Here is a 19,275-nt window from a genome sequence, read left to right on the forward strand (position 1 = left end):
CGTGATTCGCGGCCTGCCAGTTAGCAACGCCACCCTTAGTACCCCATCGCCCGTCCCATGAGGTCCTTCATGATCTCCGTGGTGCCGGCGTAGAGCCGCTGCACCCGCGAATCGCGCCAGAGCCTGGCGACTTCGTACTCGTTGATATAGCCGTATCCACCGTGCAGCTGCAGGCAGCGGTCGATGATCTCCCATTGCACTTCGGAGGTCCACCATTTCAACCCGGCGGCGTCCTGATCACTCAGAGTGCCGTCGTTGACCGACAGCACGCATTGATCGAGATAGGTCTGTGCGGCGTCGAGCTTGGTCTGCATCTCGGCCAAGAAGTGCCTGTTGACTTGGAACGTTCCGATGGGCTGCCCGAATGCGGTGCGTTCCAGCGCGTAGGCCTTGGTCAGGTCGAGCGCACGGCGCGCAGCGGGTAGTGCGTAGCAGGCCACACCCACCCGCTCGCTGGGCAGGTTGGAGACTAGGTGGTAGAAGCCGCGGTTGAGCTCTCCCACCAGGTTCTCCTTGGGCACGTGCACGTCCTCGAAGAACAGTTCGGCGGTGTCGGCGGAGTATTGGCCGATCTTGTCGAGCTTGCGGCCGCGGGTGAAACCCTCCATGCCGTCTTCGATCATCAGCAGGCTGATGCCCTTGTGCCGGGCAGACGGGTCGGTCTTGACCGCGGTCAGTACGAGCTTGGACAGCAGCCCATTGCTGATGAACGTCTTCTGGCCGTTGACTACCCAGTGGTCACCCTCGTCTTGGGCGGTGGTCTTGATGCCGGCCAGATCGGACCCGGCCGCGGGTTCGGACATCGCGACGGAGCCGATGTACTCGCCGGCGACGAACTTGGGCAGCCAGCGCTCCTTCTGCTCGTCGGTCGTCAGATCGTTGAGGTAGGGCACCAGGATGTCGTTCTGCACGCCGAGGCCGATGCCGACCGAGCCGGTCAGGAACATCTCCTCGGAGATGATCTGGTTGAACCGGAAGTCCTTGACGCCGAGGCCGCCGTACTTTTCGTCGAACTCCCAGCCGATCAATCCGTGTTCGCCAGCGGCCAGCCAAGCCTCGCGGCTCACCTTGCCGTCGCGTTCCCACTTCTCCACGTTGGGCACGCATTCGCGCTCGAAGAAGCTTCTGGCGGTCGCCCGGAACTCGCCGTGGACCTCGTCGAAGATGTTGCGGCGCATGTACTTCCTTTACTCGGCCCACGACACGACGGCGGGCAGGGCGCGGCCGGGGGTGTGGTCTTCGAAGAGGCGCTCGGCGAGGAGCGCCTCGAGCTGATCGTGTGACCCGCAGAGCGCGTCGACCTGGAATCCTCGAGTGACGTAGCGGTGCAGGTCATGCTCGGCGGTCAGCCCGATCGCGCCGCACACCTGCAGTGCGACGTCGCTGACGGCGCGGTGCGCCCGGCCCGCGGCGGCCTTGGCGCCGAGCGCCGACAGCTCGCCGCCGTTGCGCCATGACTCGTCCAGCAGCGCCCGCGCTCCTGCCAGCACCGCCGACGCGTCGGCCAGCGCGTGCCGCGGCGATTGGAATGACCCGATCTGTGCGCCGAACTGGACGCGCACGCTGACGTGCTCGACCGCGATGCGCAGCGCCCGCTCGGCCAGTTCCACCAGTTCGGTGGCCAGCGCCCGACGGGCTGCGGTGATCGCCTGGTTCCATTCGGTGGATGCCGCGATCAGGGTGGCGTCCACCGATCCGCTCACCCGGGTCCAGTACGTCGACGCGTCGAAGGTGTCCAGGCGCCAGCCGTCGAGCCGCGATGCGTCGACCACGCCTACGGCCACAGTGCCCGTCGGTCCGGATACCGGCACCACGATTCGACCCTCGAGCGGCCCGAGCACGATGCCCGATGCTCGGCCGGCGTCGGAACCCGGCACGCAACCCGCTGCCAGATCCGGCAGCATGACGTGGTCTGCGGGACCGTCGAGCACTCCGGCCAGTTCGGCCAACATGACTCGGTCCAGGCAGTCCGTCAGGGCCAGTGATCTGCCTTGGGCGCGGAACAACAATTCGTACGCCTCGACGGGGTACTCGGCCTCGATCTCCGACCAGCCCAACTCTTTCAGCCGCCCACCGATCGCCACGTGATCACCGGCGTGCTTGCCCGCCAGTTCCTCGAAGAGGCGGAACACCGCCTCCTCCACCATCTGCCACGACTCGTCGGCCCCGTGCCCGTTCCTCGTCATCGTTTCTCCTTGGGCAGCCCGAGGAGGTGATCGGCGATGATGCCCCGCTGCACTTCGGCGGTGCCGCCCATTACCGTGGCAGCCCGCGAGTACCACCACTCCGCCCGCGCGGTGTCCAGTTCCGCGCCGCCGCGGCCCGTGCCGGCGATCATGTGCTCCCGCTCGATTTCCAGGATGAGGTCGTTGACTTCCTTCTCGGCGCGGCCGAACAACAGTTTGTCGATGCTGCTATCGGCGCCGACCGCCTCGCCTGCGGCCAGGCGACGCACGGTGGTAGCGGTGTGCGCCTGGGCGGCCGACACGTCGACGTACACCCGGGCGAAGCGCTGACGCTGCGCATCGGTGGAGCCGCTGGTCACCATGTGCTCACGCAGTCGACCCAATTCGGTGAGCACCTTGTTGAGCACCGCATAGCCGTACATGCCTCGTTCGAACTGCATGAGATGCATCGCCACGGCCCAGCCGCCGTCGACGTCGCCGACCACGCGCTCACGGTCGACGCGGACGTCGTCGAAGAACACCTCGGCCAGCTCGCGGCGTCCGCTGGCCAGCGCGATCGGGCGAATGGTGACGCCCGGTGCGTCGGCGTCGACCATGATCATCGTCAGCCCGCGATGCCGGCTCTCGGGTGTTCCGGTACGGACCAGCGCCAACAGGCGCGTGGCGGTGGGCCCCTGGCTGGTCCAGATCTTCTGGCCGTTGATGACAAATCCCCCGGCCCCGTCGTCGACCGCGCGGGTGCGCAGGCTGGCCAGGTCGCTGCCCGACTCGGGTTCGGAGAAACTCTGACCCCACCACTCGGCGCCGCTGAGGTAACCCGGCAGATATGCCGCGGCCAGACCGGGGGCGAACTTCAGCAGAGCGGGGCCGAGCGTCTCCAGCGTCCAGTGTTGGGCGGGAATGGGCAGCATCGCGTGGCCGAGTTCCTCGTAATACACCGCACGGTGAATCTCGTTGCCACCCAATCCACCTGCGGCCTCCGGCCAGCCGTATCGGTTCCAGCCGTCGGCGTTCAGCCTGGCCATCACCGTGGCGTCGTGCGCAAGCCCGTCCTCGGCGCTGGTGAACGCGGCCGCGCGCCACTCGTCGGCAGCGTCCAGGTCGCGCAGGTAGCTCCGGAAGTCCTCGCGGTACGCCGCGATGCTGGATACGTGTTCGGGGTGGCGACCGCGTTGCCGGGCGCTGTCTACAGGGGCGGACAACTGGCTGCCCTTCCGTTGGTTCTCGCGATCTCGCCAGCCGCGGCTTAATCCGCTAAACAGTTATCTATAACAAGGTACACTAGCCCACGCCGATAATTCTGCGTGAGGGAGTGCCAATGACGGCTTCACCGGTCGCCGCTGCAACTGTCCAATTCAATCCCGAGACCAGGCTGTTCATCGATGGGCGGCTGCGGGACTCGTCGACCGGCAGGACCGTCGACAACCTCAACCCGGCCAACGAGGAATTGCTCGGGTTCGCCACCGACGCCAGCGCCGCGGACATGGAGGAGGCCATCGCCGCCGCACGGCGCGCCTTCGACACCACCGACTGGTCGACCAACCACGAGTTCCGTCAACGCTGCCTGATGCAGTTGCACGAGGCGCTGCAGGAGGACAAGGAAGACATCCGCGCCGAGCTGATCGCCGAGGTCGGCGCGACGGTGGGGATGACCTACATCGCGCAGCTGGAATGGCCGCTGGCCGATGCGATCCGCTGGCCGGCGCAACACATCTCGGAGTTCACCTGGGAGCGGATGCTCGATCAGGACGCCAAGATGGGCGTGCCGTACAACCGCGTCGTGGTCAAGGAACCGATGGGTGTCGTCGGCGCCATCACGCCGTGGAACTTCCCGTTCGAGATCATCAGCAACAAGGTGGGCCAGATCCTGGCCACCGGGAACACGATGGTGCTCAAGCCGGCCATCGAGACGCCGTGGAGCGCGCTGCGATGGGGCCGGATCATCGCCGAGAAGACCGACATCCCAGCCGGCGTCGTCAACATCGTTCCGGCATCGGATAACGACATCGCCCAGGTGCTCGCCACCGACCCGCGCATTGACATGGTGTCGTTCACCGGATCGACCGCGGTCGGCAAGCTCATCCAGCGGCTCTCGGCCGACACCATGAAGCGCAACATGCTCGAGCTCGGCGGTAAGTCGGCGTACCTGGTGCTCGACGATGCCGACTTGGACACGGCGTTGCTCGGCTGTCTCGGCGCGCTGATGCACTCCGGGCAGGGCTGCGCGCTGGCCACGCGGATGCTGGTGCCCCGGGCGCACTACGACCAGGCCGTCGAGGTCGCCTCGGCGACATTCGGCGCCCTCGCCGTCGGTGACCCGTCCGACCCCAACACCTTCTGCGGTCCGCTGGTGTCGGCCAAGCAACAGGCCCGGGTGCTGAACTACATCGAGATCGCCAAGCGCGACGGCGGCCGCGTCACCGCCGGCGGCGGCGTGCCGGAGGGGCTGGACCGCGGATTCTTCGTGGCGCCGACCGTCATCGCTGACGTCGCGCCCGACCACACGATCTTCCAGGAGGAGATCTTCGGGCCGGTGCTGTCCATCACCCCGTACGACGGCGGTGACGACGGCGCCGTCGAGCTGGCCAACAACTCCACCTACGGTCTGGCCGGCGGAATCCATGGCTCCGACGAGCGGGCCATGGCCGTCGCCCGCCGCATCCGAACAGGCTCGTTGATGATCAACAGCGGCATGTACTACGGTGCCGACGCCCCGTTCGGGGGCTACAAGATGAGCGGTATCGGCAGGCAGAACGGCATCGAGGGCTTCGAGCAGCATCTACAAACCAAGACGATCGGATACCCCCTGTGAGCGACATCCTCAGCGGCATCCGCGTGGTCGAGATCGCGGCCTGGACATTCGTTCCGGCGGCCGGCGCCGTGCTCGCCGACTGGGGCGCCGACGTCATTAAGATCGAGCATCCCGAGACTGGTGACCCGCAGCGGGGGCTGATCAGCTCGGGCGTCGTGTCGGGTGCCGGTGGGGTAAACCATTTCGTCGAGCAACCGAACCGGGGTAAGCGCAGTGTCGCCATCGACACCCGCACGCCGGACGGCCTCGAGCTCCTGCTGAAGATCGTCGAGACCGCAGACGTTTTCCTGACCAACCTGCTGCCCGACTCCCGCGAGCGGATGGGCATCGACGTCGACCAGATCCGGGCCCGGAACCCGAAGATCATCTATGCCCGCGGCCACGGATACGGCACCAAAGGTGAGCTAGCCGCCCAGGGCGGTTTCGACCTGGCAGCCTACTGGGCACGCGGCGGAATCGGAGATGCCTACTCGCTGGGCGACGGCTCGTACCCGGCGATTCAACGGCCGGCATTCGGTGACGTCTACGGCGGACTGTCCATAGCCGCGGGTATCGCCGGTGCCCTGCTCAAGCGAGAGCGGACCGGGGAGCCGTCGGTCGTCGACGTGTCGCTGCTCAACGCCGCGATCTGGCAGCTCGGACCCGACATCGTCGGCGCGGGCATCACCGGACAAGACATCCCGAAGTTCAACCTCGAGGAGATGCCCAACCCGGTCGCCAGTATGTACAAGACCAAGGACGGCAGGTTCGTCGCCTTTGTGCTGCTGCAGGCCGACCGATTCTGGTCGGACTTCTGCACCCGGCTCGGCCGCACCGACTTGATCGACGATGCCCGCTATGCCAACGCGGCCGTGAGGTTCGGTAACCGGGCCGACTGCATTGCCGAGCTGCGCAAGACATTCGAGTCCGAGGGTCTTGCCCACTGGGAGCAGGCCTTCGCCGGATTCGAAGGCGTCTGGGATGTGATGCACACCGCCCACGAGGTGCACAGCGATCCTCAGGCAATCGAGAACGGGTACCTGCCGCGGGCGACGAACACCAGCGGGATCGAGTTCGCCCTGGCGGCCAGTCCCGTGCAGTTCGATGAAACCCCGCTGGATTTGGAGCGGGCGCCGGAGCACGGTGAGCACACCGACGCGCTGCTGGCCGAGCTGGGTTTCAGTGAGGAAGAGATCATCGAGTTCAAGATCAATTCGGTTGTGCTGTAGTGGGTTCGGAGGACCTTGCGCGGCGCTTCCTGCACGTCAACCTCAACTGCGAATCGCTGGACGCCACTGAGGGTCTGTACGCGGCGCAGCTCGGGCTCGCGGCCCGAATGCGCAGCGATCCCAAGGTCGCCACGGACGGCACCATCCTGGGCCTTGGCGGTGAAACATTTTGTGCCACAGCGTTTCTCTACGACTCGCGGGGCGGGCGCGCCGGCTGCGCTTTGGAGGCCATCGAGTTTCACCAGCCCGCGCTGAAAGCTGATCCGAACAGCGACCCGACTCGTCCCGGCATCCGGTCGACGCTGCTGACCGTGGCCGATCTCGATGCGACCGTCGCATCGTTGCGTGCGGCCGGCATCACCGTGGGCGGGCCGGTCGACGGCCTGATCTCGGGCTCCAAGTCGGTTCTCGCGCTTGATCCGGACGGCGTGGTCATCGAGCTCGCCGAAGCACCGAGCGACAAGCCGGGGGCAGTGTTCGCCGGAATCCGCGTCGCCGCCATCGACGCGGTGGCCACCGGAGAGTTCCTTACCGCGATCGGTTTCGCCCAGGTGCAGGCGCCGGCACAGGTCGAGGTGGCCGCCGACCAACTCGCGCCCGGCGGGTCGCCCACTCCCGTCAAGTGCGCGGTGTCGCGCTATGCACTCGCCGAGGACGCGCATCAGTTCACCCTCACCGTTGTGGCGCATCCCGACACCCGTCATGCGGATCCGGTGCCGTGGGGCGGAAATCGTCAGGGGTTGTACCGGTGTGCGCTGCGGGTGGAAAACACTGAGGCCGCAATGTCTTTGGTTCCGAATTCCGTTGAGGTGATGGGTGATCCGGTCTGGTGCCCGTTGCCGGGCACGAAGATCGAGGGGCTGTACGTCTCGTTCCTGCGCTCGCCCGACGGGGTGGTGTTCGAATTCGTCGAGAGGCCGCTGAGGCATTTCAGTCCGGCCGTGGCAAGGGGTTGAGCGTTGGATCTGGGCGTACGCGGCAAGGGTTATGTCGTGGTCGGCGGCACGGCCGGGATGGGACTGGCGGCAGCACGGGCGCTGGCGCGCGAGGGTGCGTCGGTCGTGGTGGTCGGGCGTGACGCCGGCCGGGGCAAGAACGCCACGGAAGAACTCGTCGCCGCTGGCGCGGCCTCGGCGCACAGCCTGGCTTTCGACGTGAGTCGGCCCGGTGCGGCGGTGGCCGCCGTCGACGAAGCGGTGCGGATACTCGGCCGACTCGACGGCATCGCCATCACCATGGGCACCGCCGGGATGATGCCCATCGACTCCGACGATGACGCCTGGGACACCGCGTTTCACGACGTCTTGTTGGCGACCACCCGCAGTGTGCAAGCCGCGCTGCCACACCTCGCGGTCAACGGGGGCGCGATCGTGACCACCGCCGCGTACTCGGCACGCTCGCCACACGAGCCGCGTCTGCCCTACGCCAGCCTCAAGGCGGCCGTTGCGACGTTCACCCGCGGCATCGCACGCACCCACGGCAAATCGGGCATCCGGGCGAACAGCGTTGCCCCCGGCGCCGTGGAATCCGATGCGCTGCACGCCATTCGCGGATACGTTGCCGAAAGCAAGGGCTATCCCTACGACGAGGCCCTCGAGCGGGCGCTGGTGGAGGACTTCGGGTTCGACGCGGCGCTTGGTCGCCCCGGCCAGCCGGACGAGATCGGCGCGCTGATCACCTTCTTGCTGTCGGATATCTGCGCGTTCGTCACCGGACAGACCATCTACGCCGACGGTGGCGCGCCCTAGTAACGAATTCAGGCCGTCGGCAGCGGCCCGGCCAGCCCACGGGGAGAGGTGCCGTAGAGCCAGCTGACCGCCTGACCGATCTCCGAAAATGCCAGGGAGGCCCCGTCTTTGGCGCGGTAGACGCGCGGCATTTCGGTGAAGCCCTGGATGCGGCTGAGCTTGTCGCCGTTGATGCGTAGGATCTGGCCGGTCAGCCAGGATGACTGCGCGGACTGCAGCCAGGCCACCACGGCCGAGCTGCGGGCGGGATCCAGCGCGGGATCGTCGGCGCGGGCGCCGAACACGTCGGCGGTCATCCGTGACATCGCCAGCGGGGAGATCGCGTTGACCGCAACACCGTAACGTCGTGCCTCCATGGCGGTGACGATGGTCAAGTTCGCGATCGCGGCCTTGGCTGCGCCGTAGGCACTCTGCCCGACATTGCCCCACAAGCCCGCGCCGGAAACCGTGTTGACGATGTGGGCATCGATCGGGTTGCCCGCCTTGGACTGTGCCCGCCAGTACTCGCAGGCATGCCGGGTGACGGCGAAGGTGCCTTTGAGATGCACCGCGATGACGGCGTCCCAGTCGGCCTCGCTGGAGGCGGCCACCATCGAATCACGCAGGATGCCTGCATTGTTCACCACACCGGTGAGGGAGCCGAAGGTGTCGACGGCCGTCGATACCATGTCGGCGACGTCGGCCCAGGCCGACACCGAACCCGTGTGCGCGACAGCCTTTCCGCCGGACGCTTCGATTTCGGCTACCACGTCGGCCGCAGGGCCTGCACCTTCACCGGCGGAGCCATCCCGGCCGACGCCCGGATCGTTCACAACGACGGCCGCGCCCTGCTTGGCCAACTCGAGGCAGTGGCCGCGGCCGATACCGCGTCCGCCTCCGGTGACCAGGACGACCTTGCCGGTCAAGGGACCTTCAGGCATTGCGCGTTATCTCCTTCATTTCGTGAACAATTCGGCGATGAGCGCGCGGCGCTGCGACCAGTCCGCTGCGCGCAGGTCGACGTGTCCGGACTCGGTGACGATGACGTCCACGTCGTGGGCGGGTGTGGAGGCGGGCCGGCTGAGCCGCTCGACCAGGGGTGAGCGCCCGTTCACCTGAGTCGGAACGGCGATGATCGACAGTCCGCCGCGGCTCATCCTCGCGGCGGCGCAGTAGTCAGGGTGCCCGCCGATGCCACCGATTACCTTGTCGCCCATGCCTTCGACGTTGATCTGCCCGTATCGGTCGATCTCGATGGCGGTGTTGACCGCGACCAGCGGTGCGCCGCGTGACAGCCGGGTGAGGTCGTGGGTGTGGTCGAGCCCGTGCAGGATGGGGCGCCCGTCGGCCCAGTCGTAGAGCGAGTCGCTGCCCAGCAGATATGTCGCCGACGGGGTACCCGCCAGCAGCCCGCGTCGGTCGAGGTCGACGACGGCGTCGGTAAGTAGCCCGGTGTCGATGCGCAACGGGACCTGTGCCCGGCGCAGCAGTGCGGTGCCGAGCTGTCCCGGCCCGTACTGGATCCGGGCGTCTTCGGGGAGCAACCGCAACACCGCATCGGCGAGCGCATCGTGAATCGGCTCGGGGTCGCGCTGCGGTACTTGCAGCGGTCCGGTCGCGACGGTGCCGATGACCTCGACACTCGACGGGTCGAGCGCAGGCCCGGCATCCGCCGCGGGCATCGAGGTATCGGTGACAGCGAGAGTCCTTGTGCCGCCGCCGATTAACTCGCGCTGCCAGGACACCTCGGTGCCGAACTGCAGCAAGCCATCTCGACGTGCCAGCCGGGTGAGCAGCACGTCGGGCCGCAGCACATCAGCAAGCAGCGCGGGAATCGCGCCCAGCCGCGTCGGCAGGAAACGCGCCTTCGAGCTGTGCAATACGTCGCGCACGCCCCAACCGGGCATCAACGCAACCACTTCGGCGAACGCGTCTGCGTCGAGGCCGTCGATCGGGGCGGGCAGCCAACCCAGCACCAGGCGCACCGAGCCGACCTCGCTGGCGGCGGCGCTGAGCGCCGCGCCGACCGACCCGCCGTCGTCGAGGCAGCGCAGCGAGCCCACTCCGTCGCCGAGGGCAACCGTCGCTCCGGGGCGCAGCGCAGCGCGCAGCGCGGCGGTGAATCCGGTCCTGGTCAAAGGGGTCAAACTCGCTGTCATCGCGGTTCTTTGGAGAGCCCGAGCACCCGCTCACCGAGGATGTTGCGCTGAATCTCGCTGGTGCCCCCCAGGATCGTCTGCGCCCGCCCGACCAGCATGTGGTGCACCAGGCCGTCCTCCGCGGGGTCGATGCACGCATCGGTACCGAGCACCTCGGTGGCCATGTCACCCAGGTCCTGATCGGTTTCCGACGTCATCAGCTTGAGCACCGAGAAGGCCGGCGACGTGAGGTCGCCGGAGTCGATGGCGCGCTGCCAGGTGTAGCGCAGCAGCCACATCCGGGCCCACAGCCGGGTCATCGACCTCGACAGCATCGGGTCGAGCAGGTCGCGGTCACGGGCAGCGTCGACCATGCGTTCGTGTAGGCGGAACATCGAGACCGCCTGCGAACCCAATGTCAGGCGCTCACGCCCCAGCGTCACCATCGCCACGGTCCAGCCCTGACCGACGTCACCGATCAGGGCGTCGTCGCCGAGTTCAGCGCCGTCGAAGAAGACTTCGTTGAACTTGCTCTCACCGTCCATCTGCGTCAACGGGCGGACCGTGACCCCCGAGATGTCCATGGGCACAACGAACATCGACAAGTCACGGTGCTTTTCTGGACCCGTGCGGGCGAGCAGCAGGCCGAATCGGGCCGAGGCGGCCGCCGAACTCCACACCTTCTGGCCATCGATCCGCCAACCGGTCGTGGTGCGCTCGGCTCGGGTGCGAACGCCGGCGAGGTCTGATCCGGCGCCGGGTTCGGAGAACAACTGACACCAGACGTCGTCGCCCAACCGGATCGGCTCCAGGTAGCGGTCCTTCTGCTCCTGGCTGCCGAACTTAATCAGCACCGGACCGACCAGGTCGGCACCGGTGATGTTCAGCTGACGGGGCACGTCGGCGCGTGCGCACTCCTCGGCGAACACAGCCTGGTAGGCCACCGTCGCTGCGGCACCACCGAACTCACGCGGCCAGTGCAGGCAGGCGTAGCCGTGGTCGGCGAGGTAGCGGTGCCAGATCCGGCCCGGCCCGACGTCATCCGCAGTGGGTGTGGGCCCGTAGTTCCGCAGACCGGCCGGCCTCGGCGCGCTGTCCAGAAACGAGCGGATCTCCGCGCGTAGGGCGTCGACGTCGTTGCGGTCTTTCGTCACTTCTGGCGAAGCCGACAGCTGAGTCGACGGGTCCAGCGCAGACAGCCGATCCCAGTGCTGAGCCGGGCTGCCGAACACCACCTCGTCGGTCCGGGCGCGCCGGAAGTACAGGTGCGCGGAATCCTCCCAGGTGAAGCCAATGCCGCCGTGAATCTGGACATTCGCTTTCGCCGCGTTGCGCAGCGCCTCCGAGCACACCGCCTTGGCCATGCTCGCGCGCCAGTCCGCTTCGCCGGCGGCCGCAGCATCCGAACCGTCCAGGGCATCCAGGGCCGCCTGCGAGGCCGACCGTGCCCACTCGAGATCGACCAGCATGTCGGCGCACTTGTGCTTGATGGCCTGGAAGCTGCCGATCTGCCGACCGAACTGTTCGCGGGTGCGGGCGTAATCGGTGGCGATCTCGAGCACCCGTTCGCACGCGCCCACCTGTTCGGCCGACAGCACCGCCAGGGCAATGTCGACGTTGCGGTCGACGACGTCGCCGAGGGGGCCGTCGCCAGACAGCCGCAGGGCCGGTGCTGCGCTCAGCGTGATGGTGGCCATCGGTCGGGTGCCATCGAGCACGCGTTCAGCCTCGGCGACGACGCCGTCGACCGCCGGATCAAGCAGGAACACCGCCGGTTCGCCGTCCTCCGCAATGGCGACGACGACGAGGTCGTCGGCGGCGGCGCCGCCCAGAACGTGGCGCACCGCGCCGTCGATGGTCCACCCGTCCGCGGATCGAGCGGCGCGCAGCGTCACCGCGGACGGACGCCACAACCCGCCGTCGCCGGTGAGCGCTGCGGCCGCGGTGCGGCGACCTTCGATCAGACCCGTGAGCCGCTTGTCGGCATCGGGGTCTTGCTCGGTCAGGTCGAGCAGCAGGCCGGTGGCCAGCACCGTGGAACTGACGAACGGCACCGGGGCCAGCGCGCGGCCGAGTTCGTGGGCGACCACACCCAGCGCGGACGCGCCGTAACCGGCACCGCCGAGGTGCTCGGGCAGCGCGATGGCCGCCACCCCGACCTGGTTGCACAGCACGTCCCACAGCACCGTGTCGAAGCCGGAATGTCCGTCTGCGCCGCCATCGCCGTCCTCGCCGTAGGCGACGGCGCGTACTCGGTCCTCGGATGCCAGTCGCTCACAGGCGGAGCGCACGGATTGCGCGAGTTCCTGACGTTCGTCAGCGGACAACGCCGTCATCGGGTTCCTCCTGCGATCTGCCGGGCGAGCTCGGACTTGGCGACCTTGCCGAGCCCGGTCAGCGGGAACTCGTCGACGAGGACGAGTCGCTCGGGCCACTTCTGCTTCATCAGCCCGCGTTGGTCGAGGAACGTGCAGAGCTCATCGAGGGTGACGTCGCGATGGCGTGGTGAACGACGCACGACCGCGCATACCAGCTCACCGCGCAGTTCGTCGGGCTGGCCGAGGACGGCGATCTCGTCGACCAGGGGGTGGGCCAGCAGTTCGTTCTCGATCTCGTCGGGGGCGACGTTCTCGCCCTTGCGAATGATCAGATCCTTCGTGCGGCCCGTGACCACGATGCGCCCGTCCGGTCGAAGGTGGCCCCGGTCGCCGCTGCGAAACCAGCCGTCCGCGCTGAGAGCCTCGGCCCACTGCTCGTGCTGCAGGTATCCCGGAGTCAGGTTGTCGCCGCGCAGCTCGATCTCGCCGTTCGCCGCGATGCGCACCTGCGATCCCGGGATCGGCCGGCCCGCGCTGTTGGCCAGTTGCTCGTCGGTGTCGGTGATCTCGCTGACGCAGATCATCGGCGCCTCTGTCATTCCGTAGGCATGCACGACGGGTACACGTAGGTGTTCACGCACCTGCCTGTGCACCTCGGGCGGACACGCGGCACCCCCGCCGATCAGCATCCGCAGCGACGGCATCAGTAATTCGTTTGTCGGCGCGGCCATTTGGGCGGCCAGGAGCATCTGGTAGAACGCGGTGCTCGCTCCGGTCACCGTCACCTGGTGTTCGGCGAGCACCCGGGGCAGGTCGTCGGCGGAAACCTTGGGGATGAGCACCACCGGAAAGTCGCCGAACAGGGCGGTGGCGAGATAGACCATGCCGCCGATGTGTGCGATGGGAAAGGCGATCGTGCCGACCTCGCGCGGATGGGTGCCGACACCGAGATGAGCGGTGAAGCCCCTGGCCGCGCTGAGCAATGTGGCGTCGGAGTGGCGGACGGCTTTCGGGCGGCCCGTGGTGCCCGACGTGAAGTACACCCAGCGCGGCTCCGCCGGCGAGAGGGGTGCTTGGTACTCGGCACCTGCGGCCGGCGAGGTCCGCAGCCGGTGGACGAAGTCGGGAGGCACCGTGACCGTCGGTATCCCCGGCGCAGCATTGGCAGCCGTCGACTCGTCGACCAGCAGGATGTCCGCCCGTGCGACGTCGACTGCCGCGCATACCTCGCGGCGCCGGTAGAGGTGCAACACCGGCGCCTGCACCACGGGCATGCGGGCCAGCGCGAGCATCACCACCGCCGCGTTGACGTGGGAGGGCAGCTGACAGGCGACCGTCATACCGGGACGCACGCCGACATCGGGCAACCATCCCGCGGCGGCCGATGCCAGCCCGGCTACCTGCGACACGGTGAGTGTCTCGCCCGAAACGTCGCGCAGCAGCGGACGATCCGGCCGGCCGGCGGCGCACTCGTCCAGCAGCCCGGCGATGGTGCCAACCGTCACCGTGTTCTCCCGTCCCGACCGGCCGTCAGCCCACCCGCGGGCCGGGCGTGAAACTGACCGGCAGCTTGCGCACGGCGTACACCTCGCCCGCGTCCTCGAACAGGCTTGGCTCCCCGGCCAACTCGAAGTCGGGTAGCCGAGTGAGCACCTGAGTGACCATCACGTCGAACATCAACTTGGCGTAGTGCGAGCCCAGGCAGCGGTGCATACCCACGCCGAAAGCCATGTGCTTCTTGGCATTCGGGCGGTCGAGGTCGAGTTCGTCGGGGTTCTCGAACATCGCGGGGTCGCGGTTGGCCGCCGCCCACATCAGGATCGCCCGGTCGCCCTGGCACAGCTGCTGGCCGTGGAATTCGGCGTCGCGCGAGACGGTGCGCGCCAGGCCGAGGGTCGGGGTGTACAGGCGCAGCAGCTCATCGGTGGATTTCTTCACCAGACTCGGATCAGCCTTGAACTTGGCGCGCAGCTCGGCGTCCTTGCACAGCCGCAACAGCACATTGCCGGTGAAGCCACTGGTGGTGTCCATGCCACCGAGCATCATCAGCACCGTGTACATGGTGATCTGGCCATCGTCGAGCGGTTCGCCGTTCAGTGTTCCGCGCAGGATGTCACTGAACAGGTCATCGCCGAGGCCCTCGGCGCGGCGCTGCTCCATGTGCTTGACGATTTCGCCGAACATCTCCATCCCCGCGATCCCGGCCTTTTCCGGGTCGTGGGCACGGTCGTGCACGGTGGTGTGCACCCAGCCGACCCAGTCCATGAACCGCGACTCGTCGAAGTTCAACAGCCGCAGGATCAAACGCGCCGGCAACGGCGTCGTCAGCTCACCGACGAGATCGCACTTGCCGCGCTCGATGAAGGCGTCGATCGCCTCGTTGGTCATCTCGACGGCGGCCGCACGGAACCTTTCCGCCGAACCCGGCGAAAAGCGCTTGAGGGTGACCTCACGCAACTCCTGGGTCTCTGGCGGGTCCGATTCGATCGGCAGGATCGGCAACGGCAGCTCACTGGCCGGCACACCTACCGACGGATAGGAGTTGAACAAGTCATCGTCGCGGGCCGCTTCGAAGACCGATGCGTAGTCGACCAACGCCCAGAAACCATCGTAGTGCTCGGAATGTGCTACCGGACAGCCTGATTCGCGCATATCGCGGAACCGGCTGTAGGGGTCGTCGCGGAATTCGGCCGAGTGGTGGTCGAGGTCGACCTCGGCGCGTGGGCGCGATTCCGCCTGGGTGTCGGTCATCGGCGGTACTCCCTTCGGTTGGCTGCTACTTGGACAGGATGGCGACGGCCGCGGTTCCGGGTGCCCCGTACAGCTGGGCCAGCCCGACCCGCGGATCGCCAGGCACCTGACGGTCACCCGCGGTGCCGCGCAGTTGGTGGACGAGCTCGTAGACCTGACGAAGCCCGGATGCGCCGACCGGTTCGCCGTTGGCCAGCAGGCCACCGTCGGTGTTGATAGGCAACCGGCCGCCGATCTTGGTGGCGCCGTCGGCGAGCAGCGCCTCCTGTTCGCCGTCCTTGCAGAGCCCCGTCTCGGCCATGTGGATGATCTCGGACCCGGAGTCGGTGTCCTGCAGCTGCGCGACGTCGACGTCCTCGGGGCCTATCCCCGCCAACTCATAGGCGGCGCGGGCGGCCTCCGCGGTGGTGCCGGGCACGATGGGCAGCTCGATCGAGGTACGAAGAAGCTCGTAGGCGCCCTCGCGGCGGCTGCGCAACGCAGTCGAGCGCAAGTAGATCGGAGTGTCGGTGTACTGCTTGGCTTTATCGGCCCGGCACACCACCACGGCGGCAGCGCCCTCGTTCGGATTGCAGTACATGTATTGGCGCAGTGGGGCATTCACGATCGGGGAGCTCAGGATCGAGTCGACGCTTATCGGCTTGCGGCGCCACGCGTGCGGCGCCAGCGCCCCATTCTCGAGGTTCTTGGCCGCCACCAGGGCCAGCGTCTCCTCGGTGATGCCGTGATCGTGCATGTAGCGCATGATCTTGGTGCCGAAGTAATGCGTGGTCAGGAACATGCCCTGATCGCCATACCATTGCGGCAACCCCGAAACCGAGGGGTCGGCGCCGAAGGCGCCGCGCGGATGCTTGTCCAGCCCGACGCCGACCGCAATGTCGGCTTCGCCGAGTTGGACGTCTCGCGCGGCGAGGGTCAACAGCGAGTTACCGGTCGCGCAGCCGCTCAACGTGGCCCTCGCCGGGAGACCGGTCATCCCGGCCAATCCCGTCACCGCCTCGGGATTGGCCACCTCGAGGCTGCCCGCATACAGGCTGCCCACGTCCGACCACTGCACCCAGGCATCGCGCAGTGCCCTGCTGATCGCTACGGCGCCCATCTCCAGCGCCGACCGGTCCTCGTATCGACCGAACGGGTGAAGTCCAACGCCGATGATGGCGATGTCGGGCGTGCTGCTCATCGTGTTCCTTCCGGCAGGCGGCAACGTGGAGCCCCCCGGGGGAGCGTGCGCGTTGACGTGGACGCCACTAAGCCTATAACTATATAGCGAATTCTAAAAAGGGTCCTAGAATCTGCGTAGTCGTGAATGAAGGCCGAGGCGTTGAGCATTTCGTTGTTGTTGGAGATGGCGGTTTCGGGTGACCCCGACCGGCTGGCGCTGGTCGACGGCGCCGATCGGTTGACCACCGGCGAGCTCAGTGCGTTGGCCGACGGGGGAGCGGGTGTGATTGCCGCCGCCGGGGTCGAACACGTCGCCTACGTCGGGTCGGGCGGGCTCCTGCAGCCGCAGCTGATCTTCGCCGCGGCTCGCGCAGCGGTTCCGTACACCCCGATCAACTACCGATTGAGCGCCGAGGGTGTCCGGGAGTTGATCGAACGGCTGCCTCATCCGCTGGTGATCGTCGACGACCGTTACCGCGAACTGGTCGGCGATGCCGGCATGCGCGTGATGTCCTCCGAGGACTTCTTGGCCGCGGCACGCACCACCGACGCCGTAGCAGAGTTCGCCGATCCCGACGACATCGCGATCGTGCTGTTCACGTCGGGCACCACCTCCAAGCCGAAGGCGGTCGAGCTGACCCACGGCAACCTCACCAGCTACATCACCGGCACCGTCGAGTTCGGTTCGGCCGATGACACGGATGCGGCCTTGATCTGCGTGCCGCCGTATCACATCGCCGGGGTCAACGCTGCGATGTCGAACTTGTATGCGGGCCGGAAGATGGTGTACCTGGCCAACTTCGACGCTCGCGAATGGGTGCGCCTCGTCGCCGAGGAGAAGGTGACGACCGCGACCGTGGTTCCTACCATGATGGACCGCATCGTCACCGCGCTCGAACGGGAGCCCGTCGAGCTGCCGACGCTGCGCAATCTGGCCTACGGTGGATCGAAGGTCGCACTTCCGTTGGTGCGCAAGGCACTTGACTTGATGCCGCACGTCGGATTCGTCAATGCCTACGGTCTTACCGAAACGAGTTCGACGGTCGCGGTACTCACCCCCGACGACCACCGCGATGCGCACGGCAACCCAGACGAGTTGCTCGCCAAGCGGCTCGGTTCGGTCGGACAGCCGGTGCCCGGCATCGAGGTGCAGATCCGTGACGAGAACGGCGCCGTGCTCGGCCCGGGTGAACCGGGTGAACTCTTCGTTCGCGGCGAACAGGTTTCCGGCAAGTACACCGGCATCGGCTCGGTGCTCGATGATGAGGGCTGGTTTCCTACCAGGGACATCGCCACCCTCGACGAGGCTGGCTATCTCTTCATCACCGGTCGTTCCGACGACACCATCATTCGGGGTGGTGAGAACATTGCGCCCGCCGAGCTCGAAGACGTGCTCGTCGAGCATCCTCATGTACGCGAAGTCGCGGTGGTCGGTGTCGAGGATGCCCAATGGGGGCAGGCCATCGTCGCCGTGGTCGTACCTGCTGCGGGCGTCGATCCGGATCCCGACGAACTGCGGGAGCACGTCCGCAAGTTCCTGCGAGGATCACGTACCCCCGACCAGGTCGTCTTTCGCGACGAGCTACCGACCAATGCAACGGGAAAGCTGCTTCGCCGTGAGATCGTCGAAAGTCTCCGCGACGTGGTCGTCGAAAAGTAAGGAGAGGCAACATGATCAAGAACGGCACGCGCCTGCAGAGCCAGGTGTGTGACACCCAGGTGATCGTCGTCAAGGCCGCTGAGAGCCTGGACGATCTGCGTTGCGGAGGCCGGCCGATGCTGCCACTGGATGCGCAGCGGCCCGCCGACGTCACGCCCGACCCGGCCTTCGCCGACGGCAGCACGATGGGCAAGCGCTACGTCGACGACGGCGACGCCGAGGTACTGGTCACCAAGGCCGGCGCCGGGTCGCTCAGCGTTGGCGCGACGCCGCTGGCGCTCAAGGAAGCCAAGCCGCTACCCGCCAGCGACTGACAGCGAGTGGGGAGTGGGCGGTGGGGTCAGCGCAGCCGGCCTTCGACGAACACGCTTTCGGGGACCGCGGCATCGAGGCCTACCGGGACGGCTCGGTTGCTGGCGGCCATCAGGTCCTCTGCGCTCGTCGCGGCATTGACAGTCCAGCCGTGCGCCTGCAGCCAATCGACGACCTCCGTTCGTTCTTCCTCATAGAGCAGGTTGCCCGATTCGGTGATGTCTTTGCCGCCCAGCCTGATTGCGGCCTGCCGGTAGCGTTCCGTCTGCTCCTCGCGGCGTGCGAAACTTTCCGCGCTGAAGAACTCGTTGGTGAAAGCTTCGACAGCGACCCGGCTCCCGGGAGCGCTGAGCGACTGGATTCGGTCGAACAACAGGTCCTGGGCGTCCGCTGTCAGATACGGCAGCAATCCCTCCGCTGACCACGCCGTCGGCGCCGATGCGTCAAGCCCTGCCTGCGCCAGCGCCTTTGGCCAGTCCAGACGCAGATCGATGCCGACGCTGACGTGGGAAGCGATCGGGTCGACGGCATGAGACTCCAGCGTGCCGGTCTTGAATTCCAGCACCTTGGGCTGGTCGATTTCGTAGACCACACACCCGTCAGGCCACGCGAGTCGCCAGGCGCGCGAGTCCAGACCGGCCGCCAGGATCACGATCTGCCGGATGCCGTCGCCGGCCGCCGCGAGAAAGTACTCGTCGAAAAACTTTGTCCGGCAAGCCGTGTAGCCCAGCATCGCCTGCATCCGGTCCTCGAATTGTGGATCGGCACCGACCAATTCGGCCGGCAGTTCATCGTCCAGATAAACCTGCCAGATGCCGTCGCCGGCTGCCTCGAGGAACAGCTTTGCGTAGGGATCGCTGATCAGCGGATCGGCGCTGTCGGTCTCTTTCGCCCGCCCACCGGCAACCCCCAGCGCGGTAGCGCCGACGCTCTCGTTGATGCCCCACGTGTCATTGTCAGTTCTGGCCATCGGGATCCCTTTCGTGGGTCTCGGCGAATGGG

16 protein-coding genes and 1 pseudogene are annotated in these 19,275 nt (G+C 67.1%); 6 read left to right on the forward strand and 11 right to left on the reverse strand.

All coding sequences use genetic code 11. From position 1 onward, the window contains the following. Positions 1 to 35: 35 nt before the first annotated feature. Genes MRAB57_RS14205 through MRAB57_RS14215 form a run of 3 tightly spaced genes read right to left on the reverse strand, consistent with a single transcriptional unit; the run spans position 36 to position 3,388 of the window. Positions 36 to 1,178 (reverse strand): acyl-CoA dehydrogenase family protein, encoded by a 1,143-nt coding sequence (locus MRAB57_RS14205; protein WP_077087972.1) that lies wholly within the window; start codon positions 1,176 to 1,178, stop codon positions 36 to 38. Positions 1,179 to 1,187: 9 nt separating this feature from the next. Continuing rightward, positions 1,188 to 2,186, reverse strand: a complete 999-nt coding sequence (locus MRAB57_RS14210) for an acyl-CoA dehydrogenase family protein (RefSeq protein ID WP_077087973.1) — start codon at positions 2,184 to 2,186, stop codon at positions 1,188 to 1,190. After that, positions 2,183 to 3,388 (reverse strand): acyl-CoA dehydrogenase family protein, encoded by a 1,206-nt coding sequence (locus tag MRAB57_RS14215; RefSeq protein WP_077087974.1) that lies wholly within the window; start codon positions 3,386 to 3,388, stop codon positions 2,183 to 2,185. Before MRAB57_RS14215 ends, MRAB57_RS14210 begins: the two co-directional genes overlap by 4 nt. A gap of 116 nt (positions 3,389 to 3,504) precedes the next feature. Here MRAB57_RS14215 and MRAB57_RS14220 point away from each other — a divergent pair, with 116 nt between their 5' ends. The 4 genes from MRAB57_RS14220 to MRAB57_RS14235 are packed head-to-tail and all read left to right on the forward strand — an operon-like array spanning position 3,505 to position 7,954. After that, positions 3,505 to 4,998: an aldehyde dehydrogenase family protein gene (locus tag MRAB57_RS14220; RefSeq protein ID WP_077087975.1), complete on the forward strand. Its 1,494-nt coding sequence runs from the start codon at positions 3,505 to 3,507 to the stop codon at positions 4,996 to 4,998. After that, positions 4,995 to 6,206 (forward strand): CaiB/BaiF CoA transferase family protein, encoded by a 1,212-nt coding sequence (locus MRAB57_RS14225; RefSeq protein WP_077087976.1) that lies wholly within the window; start codon positions 4,995 to 4,997, stop codon positions 6,204 to 6,206. Before MRAB57_RS14220 ends, MRAB57_RS14225 begins: the two co-directional genes overlap by 4 nt. Further along, positions 6,206 to 7,162 carry a VOC family protein gene (locus tag MRAB57_RS14230; RefSeq protein ID WP_077087977.1) on the forward strand — a complete coding sequence of 319 codons (957 nt, stop codon included), beginning with the start codon at positions 6,206 to 6,208 and terminating at the stop codon, positions 7,160 to 7,162. Before MRAB57_RS14225 ends, MRAB57_RS14230 begins: the two co-directional genes overlap by 1 nt. A 3-nt stretch (positions 7,163 to 7,165) precedes the next feature. Continuing rightward, entirely contained in the window at positions 7,166 to 7,954 is a 789-nt protein-coding gene (locus MRAB57_RS14235) for an SDR family NAD(P)-dependent oxidoreductase (RefSeq protein WP_077087978.1), read from the forward strand. 8 nt (positions 7,955 to 7,962) lie between these two features. Here the strand turns inward: MRAB57_RS14235 and MRAB57_RS14240 are convergent, their stop codons facing one another. The 7 genes and pseudogenes from MRAB57_RS14240 to MRAB57_RS14265 form a co-directional block, all read right to left on the reverse strand. Beyond that, the gene (locus MRAB57_RS14240; protein ID WP_077087979.1) at positions 7,963 to 8,874 is read right to left on the reverse strand and encodes an SDR family NAD(P)-dependent oxidoreductase; all 912 of its coding nucleotides are present in this window, start codon (positions 8,872 to 8,874) and stop codon (positions 7,963 to 7,965) included. A 15-nt stretch (positions 8,875 to 8,889) separates the two neighbouring features. Beyond that, positions 8,890 to 10,092, reverse strand: coding sequence for an acetyl-CoA hydrolase/transferase C-terminal domain-containing protein (locus MRAB57_RS14245; RefSeq protein WP_077087980.1), 1,203 nt, complete (start codon positions 10,090 to 10,092; stop codon positions 8,890 to 8,892). Continuing rightward, positions 10,089 to 11,225 (reverse strand): acyl-CoA dehydrogenase family protein, encoded by a 1,137-nt coding sequence (locus MRAB57_RS29520; protein ID WP_425436810.1) that lies wholly within the window; start codon positions 11,223 to 11,225, stop codon positions 10,089 to 10,091. The genes MRAB57_RS14245 and MRAB57_RS29520 overlap by 4 nt, the downstream gene beginning before the upstream one ends. Before the next feature lie 63 nt (positions 11,226 to 11,288). Further along, a pseudogene (locus tag MRAB57_RS29525) lies at positions 11,289 to 12,407 on the reverse strand (acyl-CoA dehydrogenase family protein); the annotation flags it as partial. Then, positions 12,404 to 13,894: a class I adenylate-forming enzyme family protein gene (locus tag MRAB57_RS14255; RefSeq protein ID WP_077079568.1), complete on the reverse strand. Its 1,491-nt coding sequence runs from the start codon at positions 13,892 to 13,894 to the stop codon at positions 12,404 to 12,406. The pseudogene MRAB57_RS29525 and the gene MRAB57_RS14255, both read right to left, overlap by 4 nt. Positions 13,895 to 13,919: 25 nt before the next feature. Next, complete coding sequence (locus MRAB57_RS14260) at positions 13,920 to 15,140, reverse strand: cytochrome P450 (protein ID WP_077087982.1); 1,221 nt, start codon at positions 15,138 to 15,140, stop codon at positions 13,920 to 13,922. A gap of 25 nt (positions 15,141 to 15,165) precedes the next feature. Continuing rightward, on the reverse strand, positions 15,166 to 16,320 hold the full coding sequence (locus MRAB57_RS14265; RefSeq protein ID WP_077087983.1) for a thiolase family protein: 1,155 nt from the start codon (positions 16,318 to 16,320) through the stop codon (positions 15,166 to 15,168). Positions 16,321 to 16,461: 141 nt separating this feature from the next. On the opposite strand from MRAB57_RS14265, the gene MRAB57_RS14270 reads away from it, so the two are divergent. Together MRAB57_RS14270 and MRAB57_RS14275 are read left to right on the forward strand one after the other, a co-directional pair. Next, on the forward strand, positions 16,462 to 17,961 hold the full coding sequence (locus tag MRAB57_RS14270) for a class I adenylate-forming enzyme family protein (protein ID WP_077090595.1): 1,500 nt from the start codon (positions 16,462 to 16,464) through the stop codon (positions 17,959 to 17,961). A gap of 11 nt (positions 17,962 to 17,972) precedes the next feature. Next, positions 17,973 to 18,275: a hypothetical protein gene (locus MRAB57_RS14275; RefSeq protein ID WP_077087984.1), complete on the forward strand. Its 303-nt coding sequence runs from the start codon at positions 17,973 to 17,975 to the stop codon at positions 18,273 to 18,275. Positions 18,276 to 18,301: 26 nt separating this feature from the next. Here the strand turns inward: MRAB57_RS14275 and MRAB57_RS14280 are convergent, their stop codons facing one another. After that, positions 18,302 to 19,243, reverse strand: coding sequence for a class I SAM-dependent methyltransferase (locus MRAB57_RS14280; RefSeq protein ID WP_077087985.1), 942 nt, complete (start codon positions 19,241 to 19,243; stop codon positions 18,302 to 18,304). Positions 19,244 to 19,275: the final 32 nt, after the last annotated feature.

This window comes from Mycobacterium rhizamassiliense (assembly GCF_900157375.1).
Classification (GTDB): Bacteria; Actinomycetota; Actinomycetes; order Mycobacteriales; family Mycobacteriaceae; genus Mycobacterium; species Mycobacterium rhizamassiliense.

Excerpts from the sequence above, each read along its gene's own strand:
- MRAB57_RS14205 (WP_077087972.1), bottom strand. The coding sequence starts at position 1,178 with ATGCGCCGCAACATCTTCGACGAGGTCCACGGCGAGTTCCGGGCGACC.
- MRAB57_RS14210 (WP_077087973.1), bottom strand. The coding sequence starts at position 2,186 with ATGACGAGGAACGGGCACGGGGCCGACGAGTCGTGGCAGATGGTGGAG.
- MRAB57_RS14220 (WP_077087975.1), top strand. The coding sequence starts at position 3,505 with ATGACGGCTTCACCGGTCGCCGCTGCAACTGTCCAATTCAATCCCGAG.
- MRAB57_RS14240 (WP_077087979.1), bottom strand. The coding sequence starts at position 8,874 with ATGCCTGAAGGTCCCTTGACCGGCAAGGTCGTCCTGGTCACCGGAGGC.
- MRAB57_RS14245 (WP_077087980.1), bottom strand. The coding sequence starts at position 10,092 with ATGACAGCGAGTTTGACCCCTTTGACCAGGACCGGATTCACCGCCGCG.
- MRAB57_RS14260 (WP_077087982.1), bottom strand. The coding sequence starts at position 15,140 with ATGACCGACACCCAGGCGGAATCGCGCCCACGCGCCGAGGTCGACCTC.
- MRAB57_RS14265 (WP_077087983.1), bottom strand. The coding sequence starts at position 16,320 with ATGAGCAGCACGCCCGACATCGCCATCATCGGCGTTGGACTTCACCCG.
- MRAB57_RS14275 (WP_077087984.1), top strand. The coding sequence starts at position 17,973 with ATGATCAAGAACGGCACGCGCCTGCAGAGCCAGGTGTGTGACACCCAG.
- MRAB57_RS14280 (WP_077087985.1), bottom strand. The coding sequence starts at position 19,243 with ATGGCCAGAACTGACAATGACACGTGGGGCATCAACGAGAGCGTCGGC.